At 39.7% G+C, this 13704-nt stretch carries 15 protein-coding genes and 9 tRNA genes; 6 read left to right on the top strand and 18 right to left on the bottom strand.

The window, feature by feature from the left end; all coding sequences use genetic code 11:
- Positions 1 to 8: 8 nt before the first annotated feature.
- The 3 genes from CRO56_RS12150 to CRO56_RS12140 all read right to left on the bottom strand — a co-directional run bounded on the left by CRO56_RS12150 (position 9) and on the right by CRO56_RS12140 (position 1539).
- Positions 9 to 377 (bottom strand): hydrolase, encoded by a 369-nt coding sequence (locus CRO56_RS12150; RefSeq protein WP_097158886.1) that lies wholly within the window; start codon positions 375 to 377, stop codon positions 9 to 11.
- A gap of 53 nt (positions 378 to 430) precedes the next feature.
- Complete coding sequence (locus CRO56_RS12145; protein WP_097158885.1) at positions 431 to 892, bottom strand: phage holin family protein; 462 nt, start codon at positions 890 to 892, stop codon at positions 431 to 433.
- A gap of 206 nt (positions 893 to 1098) precedes the next feature.
- Positions 1099 to 1539 carry a Dps family protein gene (locus CRO56_RS12140; RefSeq protein ID WP_097158884.1) on the bottom strand — a complete coding sequence of 147 codons (441 nt, stop codon included), beginning with the start codon at positions 1537 to 1539 and terminating at the stop codon, positions 1099 to 1101.
- A gap of 109 nt (positions 1540 to 1648) precedes the next feature.
- Here CRO56_RS12140 and ytzI point away from each other — a divergent pair, with 109 nt between their 5' ends.
- Positions 1649 to 1819: a YtzI protein gene (gene ytzI, locus CRO56_RS12135; protein ID WP_097158883.1), complete on the top strand. Its 171-nt coding sequence runs from the start codon at positions 1649 to 1651 to the stop codon at positions 1817 to 1819.
- Positions 1820 to 1877: 58 nt separating this feature from the next.
- On the opposite strand, the gene CRO56_RS12130 is transcribed toward ytzI, so the two are convergent.
- On the bottom strand, positions 1878 to 2351 hold the full coding sequence (locus CRO56_RS12130; protein WP_097158882.1) for an S-ribosylhomocysteine lyase: 474 nt from the start codon (positions 2349 to 2351) through the stop codon (positions 1878 to 1880).
- 137 nt (positions 2352 to 2488) lie between these two features.
- On the opposite strand from CRO56_RS12130, the gene yidD reads away from it, so the two are divergent.
- Together yidD and CRO56_RS12120 are read left to right on the top strand one after the other, a co-directional pair.
- The gene (gene yidD / locus CRO56_RS12125; RefSeq protein WP_097158881.1) at positions 2489 to 2743 is read left to right on the top strand and encodes a membrane protein insertion efficiency factor YidD; all 255 of its coding nucleotides are present in this window, start codon (positions 2489 to 2491) and stop codon (positions 2741 to 2743) included.
- Between the two features lie 102 nt (positions 2744 to 2845).
- Positions 2846 to 3004, top strand: coding sequence for a DUF1540 domain-containing protein (locus tag CRO56_RS12120; protein WP_097158880.1), 159 nt, complete (start codon positions 2846 to 2848; stop codon positions 3002 to 3004).
- A 38-nt stretch (positions 3005 to 3042) separates the two neighbouring features.
- Here the strand turns inward: CRO56_RS12120 and CRO56_RS12115 are convergent, their stop codons facing one another.
- The 5 genes from CRO56_RS12115 to CRO56_RS12095 form a co-directional block, all read right to left on the bottom strand.
- Positions 3043 to 4491, bottom strand: coding sequence for an o-succinylbenzoate--CoA ligase (locus CRO56_RS12115; protein ID WP_097158879.1), 1449 nt, complete (start codon positions 4489 to 4491; stop codon positions 3043 to 3045).
- A gap of 109 nt (positions 4492 to 4600) precedes the next feature.
- Positions 4601 to 5419: a 1,4-dihydroxy-2-naphthoyl-CoA synthase gene (gene menB, locus CRO56_RS12110; RefSeq protein WP_097158878.1), complete on the bottom strand. Its 819-nt coding sequence runs from the start codon at positions 5417 to 5419 to the stop codon at positions 4601 to 4603.
- A gap of 16 nt (positions 5420 to 5435) precedes the next feature.
- Positions 5436 to 6260: a 2-succinyl-6-hydroxy-2,4-cyclohexadiene-1-carboxylate synthase gene (menH, locus tag CRO56_RS12105; RefSeq protein ID WP_245855853.1), complete on the bottom strand. Its 825-nt coding sequence runs from the start codon at positions 6258 to 6260 to the stop codon at positions 5436 to 5438.
- The gene (gene menD / locus CRO56_RS12100; protein ID WP_097158877.1) at positions 6253 to 7980 is read right to left on the bottom strand and encodes a 2-succinyl-5-enolpyruvyl-6-hydroxy-3-cyclohexene-1-carboxylic-acid synthase; all 1728 of its coding nucleotides are present in this window, start codon (positions 7978 to 7980) and stop codon (positions 6253 to 6255) included. The genes menH and menD overlap by 8 nt, the downstream gene beginning before the upstream one ends.
- Positions 7977 to 9386: an isochorismate synthase gene (locus tag CRO56_RS12095; RefSeq protein ID WP_097158876.1), complete on the bottom strand. Its 1410-nt coding sequence runs from the start codon at positions 9384 to 9386 to the stop codon at positions 7977 to 7979. The genes menD and CRO56_RS12095 overlap by 4 nt, the downstream gene beginning before the upstream one ends.
- A gap of 299 nt (positions 9387 to 9685) precedes the next feature.
- Between CRO56_RS12095 and CRO56_RS12090 the strand changes: the two genes are divergently transcribed.
- The 3 genes from CRO56_RS12090 (at position 9686) to CRO56_RS12080 (ending at position 12078) form a co-directional block, all read left to right on the top strand.
- On the top strand, positions 9686 to 10615 hold the full coding sequence (locus tag CRO56_RS12090) for a 1,4-dihydroxy-2-naphthoate polyprenyltransferase (RefSeq protein WP_097158875.1): 930 nt from the start codon (positions 9686 to 9688) through the stop codon (positions 10613 to 10615).
- Positions 10616 to 10761: 146 nt separating this feature from the next.
- Positions 10762 to 10965 (top strand): YozQ family protein, encoded by a 204-nt coding sequence (locus CRO56_RS12085; protein ID WP_097158874.1) that lies wholly within the window; start codon positions 10762 to 10764, stop codon positions 10963 to 10965.
- A gap of 303 nt (positions 10966 to 11268) precedes the next feature.
- Positions 11269 to 12078, top strand: coding sequence for a DUF2935 domain-containing protein (locus tag CRO56_RS12080; protein WP_097158873.1), 810 nt, complete (start codon positions 11269 to 11271; stop codon positions 12076 to 12078).
- A 623-nt stretch (positions 12079 to 12701) separates the two neighbouring features.
- Here the strand turns inward: CRO56_RS12080 and CRO56_RS12075 are convergent.
- From CRO56_RS12075 to CRO56_RS12035, 9 genes are all read right to left on the bottom strand, one after another.
- A tRNA-Glu gene (locus CRO56_RS12075) sits at positions 12702 to 12773 on the bottom strand.
- A gap of 6 nt (positions 12774 to 12779) precedes the next feature.
- Positions 12780 to 12870, bottom strand: a tRNA-Ser gene (locus tag CRO56_RS12070).
- Positions 12871 to 12874: 4 nt separating this feature from the next.
- A tRNA-Asn gene (locus CRO56_RS12065) sits at positions 12875 to 12949 on the bottom strand.
- A 47-nt stretch (positions 12950 to 12996) separates the two neighbouring features.
- Positions 12997 to 13073, bottom strand: a tRNA-Ile gene (locus CRO56_RS12060).
- Positions 13074 to 13077: 4 nt separating this feature from the next.
- Positions 13078 to 13151, bottom strand: a tRNA-Gly gene (locus CRO56_RS12055).
- Between the two features lie 164 nt (positions 13152 to 13315).
- Positions 13316 to 13391, bottom strand: a tRNA-His gene (locus CRO56_RS12050).
- Positions 13392 to 13401: 10 nt separating this feature from the next.
- Positions 13402 to 13477: transfer RNA gene (locus CRO56_RS12045), tRNA-Phe, on the bottom strand.
- Between the two features lie 16 nt (positions 13478 to 13493).
- Positions 13494 to 13570, bottom strand: a tRNA-Asp gene (locus tag CRO56_RS12040).
- 32 nt (positions 13571 to 13602) lie between these two features.
- Positions 13603 to 13679: transfer RNA gene (locus CRO56_RS12035), tRNA-Met, on the bottom strand.
- Positions 13680 to 13704 lie beyond the last annotated feature (25 nt).

Raw genomic sequence — 13704 nt, 5'->3', positions numbered from 1 at the left:
AGGGCTCTTTAATTATTTATGTCATTTTGAATGCTTTGAGTGTTTGGCTCGGCATAGGAATCCTCTTCCAATATCCCAATAGACTCAATATGTTTTCTTGCATCTTCATCTCCCAAATCGTGAATCAATCGGTACACATCTTTTAATAGACGATCATTCGCATCATTTTCGCGATCATAATGATATTGAACGTATGGAACATGGGCACGGAGAAAGTTTTGCCACCCTGTCGAATGCATTTGGTCAAAATACTCGCGCAGCTGAGTAATTTCTTCATTGGAGGCTTCAATATGATAATTCCAAGTAGATGCTGTTCTGCTTCGGGAAATCTCACCGTTACCTAGATCAATATAATAGGTCTTCCTCTCATTTGTCATAAGATTATCTCCTTAAAACCATTTATGTTTCTTTTTCCACATATAGGTGATTTTTATTCAGGAGTTTTATTAGGATCCTTATCCTGTGTATCAGTGTCCTTACCCTGATCTAGGTTTTTATGATCATTCTGACTGATGCTCTCTAAAGCATTCAATAAAGCTTTAGGAATGGGTACTCCAGCTTTCGCGGCATGTTCTATAATGGAAATACATTCGTTACATAGATAAAACAAAATCGTTGCATTCCGCACCAGGTGTTGAGTATCCAAAACTACATCGACAATATGGGCAACCGCTATCAGGGAAAATATAATCACCTTTTTGGCAATTCCCTTCCAGCCTACCTTGCTAGATAAAGATCCGTTCATATACGCAATTAAAACACCTAGTACGTAATCAAGTATGACAACAATGATCAATAACAAAAAAATATGATTCCAGCCTCCAAACATAACTGAGACTACTGAACCGACACACGAAATGAAAGGGATAGTAAACGTTCGAATGAATTCCATTATACATTTCCCCTTAGATAAAATGAAAGAATAGCTCTACTTAATCATATGCTTTAAGATTTTTCGTGTAACGTTATCTGTCATAGTTCCAATGATACCTTTTGATGGAAAATTTCTTTTTTGTCTTTACAAAAAAGAAAACCCGCCGACAGACGAGCTTAAAATAAAAAGCCATTGACATTGGTGCCAATGGCTTTCCACAACGATTATTTACCTAAAAACGACTTCAGCATCCAAACATGTTTTTCTAAGCTTTGGTGAATAGACAGAAGCATGTCCGCCGTTGTTTCATCCCCAGCTTCTTCAGCTATAATCATACCGTCTTTAAATTCATCAATTAAAATCTCGAAATCATCTTGAGTAGATTGAACCATTTCTTCTGCTGTCTCGGTACCTGTCGCTTCCTTAATAGTTGCTATTTCCAGCGCTTCTCCCATCGTCGCCACAGGTTTGCCATCGAGGGCAAGCAACCGTTCTGCTAAATCATCAATATATGTATGAGCTTCATTATAAAGTTGTTCATACAATTCGTGCAGTGTGAAGAATTGAGGTCCCTTTACAAACCAGTGGTAATTATGAAGCTTGACATACAATACGGTCCAGTTTGCAATTTGTCTGTTGACAGTTTGGATTAAATGTTCGGACATACGATCACCCTCCTAGATTTAGGATACCCTTTTCGTAAAGAGACAAACTTATTTTTTGATGAAAAAAAGTTTACATTCTTGTACTATAGAAAAGAAGGAGGGAGCACCTTTGTATACCATACTTATTATTTGTGTCATTATTGTCATTGTTGTTCTGCTGCTTGCGGTCTTAACGACTTCCAAAGCATACCAATACAAACACACAGTGGATCCGCTTGAAAATAATCCTTATTTGCAAAATCAGGATATTAACGAAAATGAAGATAAGAAAAGTGAATAGATAACTTTAACAAAAAAAAGAGGCTAAAAACCGACATGGTTTCAGCCTCTTCCCTGCGTTATGCAAAAACTTGTTTTAATTCGTCCTTTGATTTAGACAGCCAGAAATGAATAAGTCTTTTAGCGCCTTCTAAGTCATGAAGTTTTGCTTGGCCACATTGTTTTTCATTGGCAGCAGGAATATCCTCAATCGTTGCCACATCTTTCATCGTTTCTTCTAACAAATCGATAATTTCCTCAACGGTAGGAGCACCGCTGACAACTAAATAAAACCCAGTTTGGCATCCCATTGGAGAAATGTCAATAATGTCGAAATGGTCATATTTCTCAACATGCTTTCTAATATTAAACGCTAACAGATGCTCTAACGTGTGAATGGCATCTGGCTTCATTGCTTGTTTATTTGGCTGGCAGAAACGAATATCAAATTTATTGACAACTCCATCACTGCCGACTTTGTGAACACCACAGTGGCGGACGTATGGAGCTTTAACAGCATTATGATCTAGCTCAAAGCTTTCTACAGATGGCATTTATTAACCCTCCTTATTTGTTCCTCAACCTATTCTATCGTAAATTCCGATTTTTTTCATCTACTTAGTGCTATTTAAACTTTAAAATTGCGTTCTTTCTTTTTTCTTATTACCATTATGATAAAAGTGTATAAGAAATGAAAGGTGATTATTTGAAATATATTGCTTTAGGAATTATTCGTTTTTATCAAAAATTTATTTCTCCTTTAAAACCCCCATCCTGTCGGTTTTATCCAACTTGTTCTCATTATGGCATAGAGGCTATCAACCGATTCGGCTTTATTAAAGGGGGATATTTAACCATTGTCCGGATTTTGAAATGCCAGCCCTTTCATCCCGGCGGAATTGACCCTGTTCCGAAAAAATGGAACGGCTTCCGCAAAAAAAGCTGACTTTTTTACAAAAATTCGGAAGCTACCCCTTTTAATTACGTAGTATTCAAATGGAAGCTCTCGAGAACAATATATGTGTACAGCTAGAAAGGGGTGTACACAGTGGCCAAAGACGTAAAATGTGAAGTCAACAACTGCATTTTCTGGGAACATGGCAATCTTTGCGGCGCTGATGAAATTTATGTAGTGGCCCAAAGAGGAGACCGTGCTCACAATAGCAAAGAAACGGATTGCAAAACTTTTAAACCTGCTGATTTATAAATTAAAGGGGTCAGACCCTAATGTCTGACCCCTTTAATTTAGAGCCAATTCCGTAACTCTTTCCGCAGCAGCTTATTCGATGCATTTCGAGGCAAATAATCAACAACAATAACTTGCTTAGGCACTTTATAAGACGCAATTTTTTCTTTTAACCAATTGATTATTGCTAAATCGTCTTCTTGTTTTGATAAAACCACGAATGCAACTGGAACCTGTCCCCAGGTTGGATCTTCTTTTCCGACAACACCCGCTTCACGAATACTGGGATGTGATAATAATACAGATTCAATCTCTGCTGGATATATATTTTCTCCTCCGGAAATAATTAAGTCAGACCGGCGATCTAGCACAAATAAAAAACCTTCATCATCAAGGTAGCCAATATCACCTGTTTTAAGCCAGCCATTTTGAAAGGCCTGTTCATTTGCATCAGGACGTTCGAAATAACCAACCGTAACATTGGGGCCTTTTACTAAGATTTCTCCTGTTCCATTTTCATCGGACCTGTCAATTTTCACCCGACATGGGAATAACGGCTTCCCTGCGGACCCCAGTTTCGTTAAAGCATATTCAGGTGCCAAAGTCACGATTTGCGAAGACGTTTCCGTCATTCCATAGGTTTGAAAGACAGGAATGTTTTTGTTCTTGCATGCCTTTAAAATCGGATAAGGAGCCGGTCCTCCTCCAAGCAGGACACAGCGCAGCTTAGGTGAATAGGTTCGCCCCGCTAAATTTTCCAGTAATCTGCTTAGCATAGCAGTTACAACTGAGATAATCGTTACATTTCCACTTATAAGCTCATTATTTATAGCTGCTTCATCAAAACGTTCATATAGAATAACAGGCACGCCATAAATAACACTTCTCATTAAGATGGAATAGCCGCTAATATGAAATAACGGAACTGCTGCAAGCCAGATATCGTCGTGGCTTAGTCCGAGATTAAGTGCAGACCCCATTGCACTCCACCAGTGATTTCCATACGTTTGCAGGACCCCTTTGGGTTTTCCTGTTGTTCCTGAAGTATACATGACCGAGCAGACATCATCCATTGAGCACTCATCAAGTAACAAGGAATCGTCTGGAGCAGTACTTAACGTACGCTCGTGCTCCTCTGCTTGAATCTCCAAAATAGAAAATCCTTTGATTTCACCAATATCCCCATCATGAATCAAACAAGTAGCCCTGGAATTATCCAGCTGCCAAAACAGCTCATCCTTCTGGAGTTTCCGATTGAACAAAATCGCCCGGGCCCCTAAAAGTTGTAAAGCATGAATAATAAATACAGTCTTTGCATCATTGTTCATCCAGACCCCAACATGATCCCCGTTACGGACACCCTTCTGATACAGCAGATTTGCCCACTTTTTAGATTCCATCCATATCTCTTGAAAGGTATAGGATTTTCCTTTATAGATAAGACCTATTCTTTCTGGTGTTAATTTTGCCCGCTGTGTCACCCAAATGGGCATAACCGGACTAGACATTGTTTCACCTTCTTACACGTATTTTACCAGGTGTTCTACTTCACAATGAAGTTCCTCTAATTTATAAAAGCTCAGCGACTATATCGCTAAGCTTTCTGAAACAAGATTATTAAGGGAATCGCGGGAATTGGCCAAAATCTGGCTTTCTTTTTTCCTTAAAGGCATCGCGGCCTTCTTTAGCCTCATCAGTTGTATAATAAAGCAAAGTGGCATCTCCAGCCATCTGTTGGAGACCAGCTAATCCATCTGTATCTGCATTAAATGCGGCTTTTAAGAAGCGGATTGCTGTTGGACTCTTTTCAAGAATTTCGTTGCACCATTGAACCGTTTCTTCCTCTAATTGCTCAAGCGGAACGACTTTATTCACAAGTCCCATTTCTAAAGCTTCTTGTGCATTATATTGACGGCATAGGTACCAAATTTCTCTTGCTTTTTTATGTCCGACAATTCTTGCTAAATAACCTGAGCCATACCCCGCATCGAAGCTTCCCACTTTTGGACCAGTTTGTCCGAAAATAGCATTTTCAGCTGCAATCGTTAAATCACAGACTACATGCAGTACATGACCTCCGCCAATGGCATACCCTGCCACCATGGCGATAACAGGCTTTGGAATTACTCGAATCAATCTTTGCAGATCCAGAACATTCAAACGTGGAATTTCGTCTTCTCCCACATATCCGCCATGACCTCTTACTTTTTGGTCTCCGCCGGAACAGAATGCTTTGTCCCCTGCTCCCGTTAAAATAATAACTCCAATATTAGCATCGTCTCTCGCGTATGCAAAGGCATCAATCATTTCCATTACTGTTTTAGGGCGAAAAGCATTATGCACTTCTGGACGATTGATCGTGATCTTCGCAATACCATTGTAAGTCTCGTATAAAATGTCCTCATATTGACGCTCTGATTTCCATTCTATTGCCATCATGAAAACCTCCTTTTTATGTATGCAGTACAAACTCTTTAACTATTTTACCAAATTTTTGCGGGAGTTCCACATGGATTGCATGACCCGCATTAAAAACATTCACGTGTTTTGCCTGGGGCATTAATTTTTCCATCTGCTTTGCAATTAATAAAAACTTCTGATCTTCATGTCCAGTGATTAATAGAGTGGGAATTACTGCCTCATTAAGCCGTTTCCACAAGGATGGCTGACTGCCTGTTCCAAATCCAATCAGACTGTTGGCAAGGCCAATAGGATTTTGGAATAATCGTTCTTCTCTGATTCTTTCTTTCACGGAGTCAGGAAGCGACTTTTGTGTTGCAAACAAAGGAATGTTTTCCCAATAGGCTACAAAGGACTCAAGACCTTCATTTTTTATTTTTAATGACAGGTTAAGATCATGTTTTTGCCGAACGACACGCTCCGCTTCTGTTTTTAATCCGGGGGAACTGCTTTCCAGGATCAATTTTTTTACTTGTTGCTTTTTTAAAATACTATAAGAAAGCGCCACTCGTCCGCCCATGGAATAACCTAATAGTTCTATTGAATCAAACGAAAGCTGCCTTCTTATTTCATCGAGATCCTCTATCTGTTCACTCATCGTGTATCTTTGTGGGGAATCAGGAGAATCAGTTTTCCCGTGACCTAGTAAATCTATCGCTACAATAGTCCGGTATTGACTAATAGAAGAAGCAAGGATATCCCATGTATTCGAGGAACCGGTAAACCCATGCAGAAGCCACAGTGGTTCACCGCTCCCCCAAATCTTCAGATGGTATTGAATACCCCTTATCTTTAAATACATAGATTTTTCACTCATTTCCCATCATTTCCCGGGAAACAAAATTCCACAATTCTCGATGAATAACGACATTTTCCTCACGATTCGTCATAATTTCTACTACCTTTAAACCCTGTTTAGTGTAAAGGCTTTTAAGAGCTTCCTCTAATTCTGCTTCATTAATAACCTTTGTGTAAAAGCCTTTATACATTTGCACAGCATGTTCAAACGTTAAGTTAGCCGGTGTGCCAAATAATTTTTCAAAATGATAGGGCTCATTCGATTGTGGCAGGAAGGAAAAAATACCCCCTCCATTATTATTTAAGACAAAAATGGTAATATCAATTCCTTCCATTTGACTAATCAGTAATCCATTAAGATCATGGTAAAAAGATAAATCACCGATGAGCAGGTAATTGGATGTATTCTTTGCACTTGCACCCAGTGCAGAGGACACAACACCATCAATTCCATTTGTGCCCCGGTTGGCTAAGACATGAACTCGCTTCGGCTGCTTAGATAAAAATGTATCTACATCCCGAATTGGCATACTGTTTCCCACATATAAAAGAGATTGGTCCGGGAGGTAGTTCAGAATCGTATGAACTGCTTTACCTTCATTCCACTTGAGTAAAGGACTCTTTTCCTCAATTAACATTCTCGTTTGCTGGTTATAATGAAGCCATTTCTTTGCCCATTTGCCAGGCTTTTGTGGAGTTGGACGATCCTGTAAAACTTCTTTGATAAGTAAGGATTCATTCACTGCCCATGTGTCTGTTGCCTTATGAATTGGATCCCGATGTCCTCCTTCATCAATCACTATAAATCTAATGCTTTCAAGTTCTTCCATAAATTGACATAAAAATTTAGAAACGGGCATAGACCCAAAGCGGATGACAAAATCAGGTCTGACTTCGTTTTGCACCTCTTTAAATCTCAAAAAGGTATCATAGGCATCAATTAAAGTTTGAATCGGAGAATCTCCATTGGATCTAAGCTGAGACAGCGGATCCGCCAAAATCGGAAGCTGATAGGTTTCGGAAAGATCCACAATCCAATCTGCGGCCTTTTCGTCTGCAATCTCCCCTACTATAATAAGTCCATTTTGGTTTGAGTTTAACAGACTTGAAAGCTCTCTAACCATTGAACTGGTCGGAAAGGTTCTGCCTATCCCGCTGCTGTTCCTTGACTGGTCTTTAGAAAACTCTACAGGCAATTCAGGAATTAATGGCTCCGGCAGCGGCACATTTAAATGAACAGGACCTTTTGGAAACTGTTGACTCAGATCAAAGGCCTTATAACATGTTTGCCGCAAGTAGGAAATCGTATTAGACTGATTAGATGGCTGCGGGAGATCAACAAACCATTTCACATGTTTTCCGTATAAATGAGTCTGATCAATCGCCTGCGGAGCTCCGACTTCTCTTAATTCATGCGGTCTGTCTGCTGTTAACGCTATCAAGGGTACTCTCGCATATTTAGCTTCCACAATTGCCGGGTAATAATTAGCGGCCGCACTTCCTGAAGTACATAACAAAACAACAGGATGGCTTGATTTTTTAGCCATCCCCATCGCAAAAAAGGCTGCAGACCTTTCATCGATCACTACATGTGTCTGAATGTCAGGATGTTCTGCAAATAAATAAGCTAGCGGAGTAGAACGGGAACCAGGACTTATAACTGCATCTCTAACACCAGCTTGGTATAAGCTTTCAACGATTGTTTTTACATATACCGTTAAAACAGTTTTCCAATTCAATTTTCCATTCCCCCGAGTGCCGATAACATTGGTCTGAATTTAATCCGTGTCTCTTCATATTCCTTTTCAGGGACAGAGTTTTCCACAACTCCACAGCCAGCAAACAATGTGGCTTTATGATCCTGAATTAACCCTGAACGTAATCCAACTACAAACTCACCATTATCTTCAAAATCACACCATCCAATTGGAGCAGCATAAAAGCCACGATCCATTTGCTCTAAATCCCGAATCACTTGAAGCGCTTTATTTCGCGGTGTCCCTCCAAGGGCAGGAGTTGGATGTAAACTTTCCACAAAATCGAGAAGTGAGACATGGTGTAAGACTTTTCCTCTTATTCCAGTATATAAATGCTGAATATCTCTCATTTTTAATACTTTAGGTTTTTCATCGACTTGAACCTCTAAACATAAATTTTCAAAGGTCTTCGTTATTTGTTGAACCACATAGTTGTGTTCAACTGTATTTTTTTCATCTTTTAGTAACCATTTCCCTAACTCAGCCGTTTCATCGTCAGATTGACCAACGCCAATTGAACCGGCAAGACAGGTGGATTGTGCTAAATCTCCTTTTTTCCGGACCAACCGCTCAGGGGTAGCTCCGAGAAAACTAGCACCCTGCCAATCAAATGAGAAGACGAAGCTGTCTTTTTGTTCCTGATCTAATGTTTGTAAAATCGATGTAACATCGAGTTCTTGTTCAAAGGTTAATTTTATTTTTCTTGCTAACACAACCTTTTCAAGCTCCTTATTTTTCAAAGCATCAATTGCACTGCTGACAGACGCCTTCCATTGGTCAGGAGCAATTTCTTCTTTAGAAACTAATAAAGGTCTGGTATTTTCAAACGATTTCCTTGCATCTGATAGAAGCATTTCTAGTTCTTGATTAACTCCCTTAACAATCGATTCTTCGTCGTAGGGTTTACAAGCAAAAGTTACAGACAGATATACATCTTTGTGATTGTGAATGGTCAGCAGAAATTTAGGAACAAAAAATTGAGCATTAGGGAACGATGACCAGATTCCTGCTTCTCTTTTTTTCGGATCAAACGAAAAGCCGCCTAATAGGACGGGACCAGCCCCCTCTATTTTTCCTTTATTATCGGATACCACGCGGCCTTTAAACTTTGTCCATTCTTCTTCAACATGTGCAAATCGGCCATGATCTTCATTGGATAGAATTGAGAAAGCACTCCCTAACCCTACGAGTTGAAGTGTGTCATCTGCATTTTTCCAGAAAAAACGCTCATTTTGATACAGCGCTTGTCCCGCATGGTAAAAAAGAAATGGGTTTATAGCATCTATTTTTAGAATTTCTGACACAAAAAAAGGCTCATTTTTTTGTTTAGCCATATGGATAGCTTCAAGAGCCTTAGCTGCAAATAAAACTGGTTGCGCTACAGCCATTTTTAATCCCCCTATATAGTGGAATCATGCAAATAGTATAAATGAGACCATTTAGATGATGTCATTTTTATACTTTGATGGATTTTCACTTTTTTCATCCAAGACTGCATAATAAAAACTTGACCTATTTATTTTAAAATACTTTTTACAAATTGTCATGTTTCCGTGATTTTCTGGTCTGTTCTCCTTCGGCGGCTTTTCCATATTCCGATTGTTGACAGGTTGTTATACTTTTCCTACACTTATTCTGTAGGAGTATGTACTTATTGAATATTTTACATTATAGAAGGGGTTGCCATATGGAAACGAAAATGGAAGCACCCGCTGCTGTGCAAGCTAATAAGGGGTTTAGGGTGTGGTGGCAGTTAATGCGACCTCATACGTTAACTGCAGGATTTGTACCCGTAACCATTGGTACAGCTTTAGCCTTACACGAGGGTCAAATCAATATTTTATTATTTCTTGCCATGCTCATCGCAAGTCTCTTGATTCAAGCCGCAACAAACATGTTCAATGAATATTATGACTATAAACGCGGCTTAGATAACGAAGAATCTGTCGGAATTGGCGGAGCAATTGTAAGAGATGGAGTAAAGCCTGAAACAGTTCTTGGGCTCGCATTAAGCTTTTTTGGCATCGCCACACTAATCGGTGTGTACATTTGTATGGAAAGCAGCTGGTGGATTGCTGTCATCGGTATTATTTGTATGTTAGTCGCGTATCTCTATACTGGAGGACCGCTGCCGATTGCCTACACTCCTTTTGGAGAACTGATTTCTGGATTATTTATGGGACTTATTATCATTCTGCTGTCATTTTATATTCAATCAGGAAGTGTTACGACAGAAAGTATTTTAATCTCGATTCCGATTTCGATTTTAGTTGGTGCCATTATGCTCTCGAATAACATCCGTGATTTGGATGGAGATAAAGAAAATGGCCGTAAAACAGTGGCGATTTTAATAGGCCGAAAAAATGCGGTAAACCTGCTTGCAGCTATGTTTGCAGTATCTTATTTATGGGTTGCAGGTCTTGCACTCTCTAATGAATTTTCATTCTGGTTACTGCTAGTATTCTTAAGCATTCCAAAGGCAAATGAGGCGGTTAAAGGTTTTAAAGGAAAAATGAAGCCGATCGAAATGATGCCTGCAATGAAAGCCACTGCCCAAACCAACACCATCTTCGGATTATTATTAACAATTGGATTAACAGTATCTTTCTTTTTGTAATATAAAGAGGCGGTTTAACAGGTGGCTTTATCCCTGTTAAACCGCCTCTTTTTTGTATCGCAGGTTAAGCCGGTAACGGTATATTTACCCTATTAATTCAAATACTATGCTAGACCCTATTTCAAAAAGTGAGGTGCAGCAAAAGGATGGATAAAGATTACGGAAAAAACGTGGCTGGAAGAATCTTTGATGTCCAGGATTATGATAAAAAAGATGAAACAAGTGCAGGATTAGCCATGACTCACGAACAAGCAACGGATGATTATACGGAAGGAACAGTCGACGGAAGGATGGAAAACGTGGCTGGTGAAGATATCAGCCTGCAAGAGCCCAGAAAGAAGAGTGAGTAGGAAGATATTTTACAAAAGGAGTGAGGATCATCGTTAATCAGAATTTTGATAAATTCAGAGGGATTCAATCGAAACACAGACCTGCGTACTTAGGCGGAGAACAGAATCAAGAAATGCATAATTCGAATGATTTCTCTATGAATAAAAAAGGGGAAACAGAATCGGTTGGATCAGTGGAACCCAATAAAGATTAAAGGAAGAAGGTGTCCTAAACGGATACCTTCTTTTTATTTTCCATCTTTTTCATAGTGAACTTGTACGCTGAATACATTGGAATGGGAACAAGCGAAAGGAGGGAAACGATTGAAGACATTCAAAGAGAGCGCTGTTTTTGAGCACCTTTTTTGGCTACAGGTTTTAGGAGACCATGCCCGATTTATCTTGGATTCTCTGCCTGAAAAACAAAAGGGGGATATTGAGATATCCATCTATTTTAAAAATGAATATGACCGTCTATTAACAATGGTTCAGCACCAAGTCTATCCATCATTAGAAGCCCTCACAGCTGAGGCTGAAAAACTCACAGAGGAATTTCGTGAATTTAAGCTTTCTATTATTCGCCGTCACGTATCAGGTAAAATCAGAATCCATCTATCCCCCACGTTTATTAATCATATGGTCAATGAATTAGAAGAATACTTACTCATTATCAGTTACTTAAAAAATGGGGAAGCCCCTCCCATCTTTCATGAGCTTCATCATCATTTAGTCTGGTTACTAGATGCTGCCGGGCATGCAGGAGCCATTTCCGACACTCTGGATGCCGTAGAAAAACGGTTAAAAGAAAAAAGTGATAAATACACCAAGCATTTTGAACAATTTTATTTAAAAGCAGTAGAATTAACAGGTTACCTGCGGGCAAACATTGATTCCTTCCCAGCACTAGAACGGATGAATCATGATGTGAAGTTAGAGATTGAACTATTTAAATTATTCTTACACGAAATTGAAGAGCTCGAATTAACGGAACAGATTTTAGGGACTTTTGCAGGACTGATGGCCGATCATATGGCGAGGGAGGAATGCTATTACTTAATGAAAATTGCCGAGTCAACGGGAAGTGAGGAGCCTGATTGTGATCCAACTGTTCCGAGGTCACGGGATGAGATGTGATGGGTAAAGAAATATTCTTCATGAGCGGTATGAAGGACAAAATCGTAATTCTGATAAAAGGAAATGTTCTTCATAAGCGGTATCAAGGACAAAATCGCGATTCTGATTAAAGGCAAAGTCCTTTAGGAAGGCTTTCAAGGACTAAATCATGATTAAGAATAAAAAAAAGTCCTTTAGAAGGGCTATCAAGGACTAAATCATGATTATGAATTAAAAAAAGTTCTTTAGAAGGGCTATCAAGGACTAAATTATGATTATGAATAAAAAAAGTTCTTTAGAAGAGCTCTCAAGGACTAAATCATGATTATAAATAAAAGAAAAGTCCTTTAGAAGAGCTATCAAGGACTAAATCATGATTATGAATAAAAAAAAGTCCTTTAGAAGAGCTCTCAAGGACTAAATCATGATTATAAATAAAAGAAAAGTTCTTTAGAGGGGCTATCAAGGACAAAATCATGATTATAAATAAAAGAAAAGTCCTTTAGAAGGGCTCTCAACGACCAAAACTAGCAATTAAGCATAACAAAAGTCCCTAACAGCAGTTATTAAAACCACCCAATTAATATAACTAATGTTATTAAGAGCAATAAAAAAAGCTGCTCCAATGAGCAGCTTTTTTTGTATGACCCGTACGGGATTCGAACCCGTGTTACCGCCGTGAAAGGGCGGTGTCTTAACCGCTTGACCAACGGGCCATTATCTGGCGGAGAAGGAGGGATTTGAACCCTCGCGCCGGTTACCCGACCTACACCCTTAGCAGGGGCGCCTCTTCAGCCACTTGAGTACTTCTCCAAATTGGCTCCGCAGGTAGGATTCGAACCTACGACCGTTCGGTTAACAGCCGAATGCTCTACCACTGAGCTACTGCGGAATAAATACTGATGCTAAATTAATCACATTATATGCAGTGAGAAAAAATGGTGGGCCTAAATGGACTTGAACCATCGACCTCACGCTTATCAGGCGTGCGCTCTAACCAGCTGAGCTATAGGCCCAATTTGGAGCGGGTGATGGGAATCGAACCCACGACAACAGCTTGGAAGGCTGTGGTTTTACCATTAAACTACACCCGCGTATAGTTTTAAATGTATTAAATTTAAGTACACGACCCAACATGCCTCTGCTTCTTCTAGCATATTCAAAGACGTGTATGCATAGAGGCAACTCGTAGCGTATTCATGATGTGTAGCTCGTGGCTGTGGTTTTACCATTAAACTACACCCGCAAAAGTAATCTATGGGGCGGCTGATGGGAATCGAACCCACGAATGTCGGAACCACAATCCGATGCGTTAACCACTTCGCCACAGCCGCCATAAATAAATGGTGGCTCAGGACGGAATCGAACCGCCGACACAAGGATTTTCAGTCCTTTGCTCTACCGACTGAGCTACTGAGCCACATCATAGTTGTAAATGGCGGTCCGGACGGGACTCGAACCCGCGACCTCCTGCGTGACAGGCAGGCATTCTAACCAACTGAACTACCGGACCATTTATATTAAAAACTCAAAGGAGCAAAATTTTGGTTGCGGGGGCAGGATTTGAACCTGCGACCTTCGGGTTATGAGCCCGACGAGCTACCGGACTGCTCCACCCCGCGGTAATAAGAAAATAATTTAAGTTTG

Source organism: Bacillus oleivorans, assembly GCF_900207585.1.
Lineage (GTDB): Bacteria > Bacillota > Bacilli > Bacillales > JC228 > Bacillus_BF > Bacillus_BF oleivorans.
The sequence above is the reverse complement of the archived record's forward strand: the minus strand, read 5'-3'. Positions and strand labels throughout refer to the sequence as shown.

What these genes read in the sequence shown, in the direction of transcription:
- CRO56_RS12150 (WP_097158886.1), bottom strand. Translation starts at nt 377, where the DNA reads ATGACAAATGAGAGGAAGACCTATTATATTGATCTAGGTAACGGTGAG.
- CRO56_RS12145 (WP_097158885.1), bottom strand. Translation starts at nt 892, where the DNA reads ATGGAATTCATTCGAACGTTTACTATCCCTTTCATTTCGTGTGTCGGT.
- CRO56_RS12140 (WP_097158884.1), bottom strand. Translation starts at nt 1,539, where the DNA reads ATGTCCGAACATTTAATCCAAACTGTCAACAGACAAATTGCAAACTGG.
- CRO56_RS12130 (WP_097158882.1), bottom strand. Translation starts at nt 2,351, where the DNA reads ATGCCATCTGTAGAAAGCTTTGAGCTAGATCATAATGCTGTTAAAGCT.
- yidD (WP_097158881.1), top strand. Translation starts at nt 2,489, where the DNA reads ATGAAAGGTGATTATTTGAAATATATTGCTTTAGGAATTATTCGTTTT.
- CRO56_RS12115 (WP_097158879.1), bottom strand. Translation starts at nt 4,491, where the DNA reads ATGTCTAGTCCGGTTATGCCCATTTGGGTGACACAGCGGGCAAAATTA.
- menB (WP_097158878.1), bottom strand. Translation starts at nt 5,419, where the DNA reads ATGGCAATAGAATGGAAATCAGAGCGTCAATATGAGGACATTTTATAC.
- menH (WP_245855853.1), bottom strand. Translation starts at nt 6,260, where the DNA reads ATGAGTGAAAAATCTATGTATTTAAAGATAAGGGGTATTCAATACCAT.
- CRO56_RS12095 (WP_097158876.1), bottom strand. Translation starts at nt 9,386, where the DNA reads ATGGCTGTAGCGCAACCAGTTTTATTTGCAGCTAAGGCTCTTGAAGCT.
- CRO56_RS12090 (WP_097158875.1), top strand. Translation starts at nt 9,686, where the DNA reads ATGGAAACGAAAATGGAAGCACCCGCTGCTGTGCAAGCTAATAAGGGG.
- CRO56_RS12085 (WP_097158874.1), top strand. Translation starts at nt 10,762, where the DNA reads ATGGATAAAGATTACGGAAAAAACGTGGCTGGAAGAATCTTTGATGTC.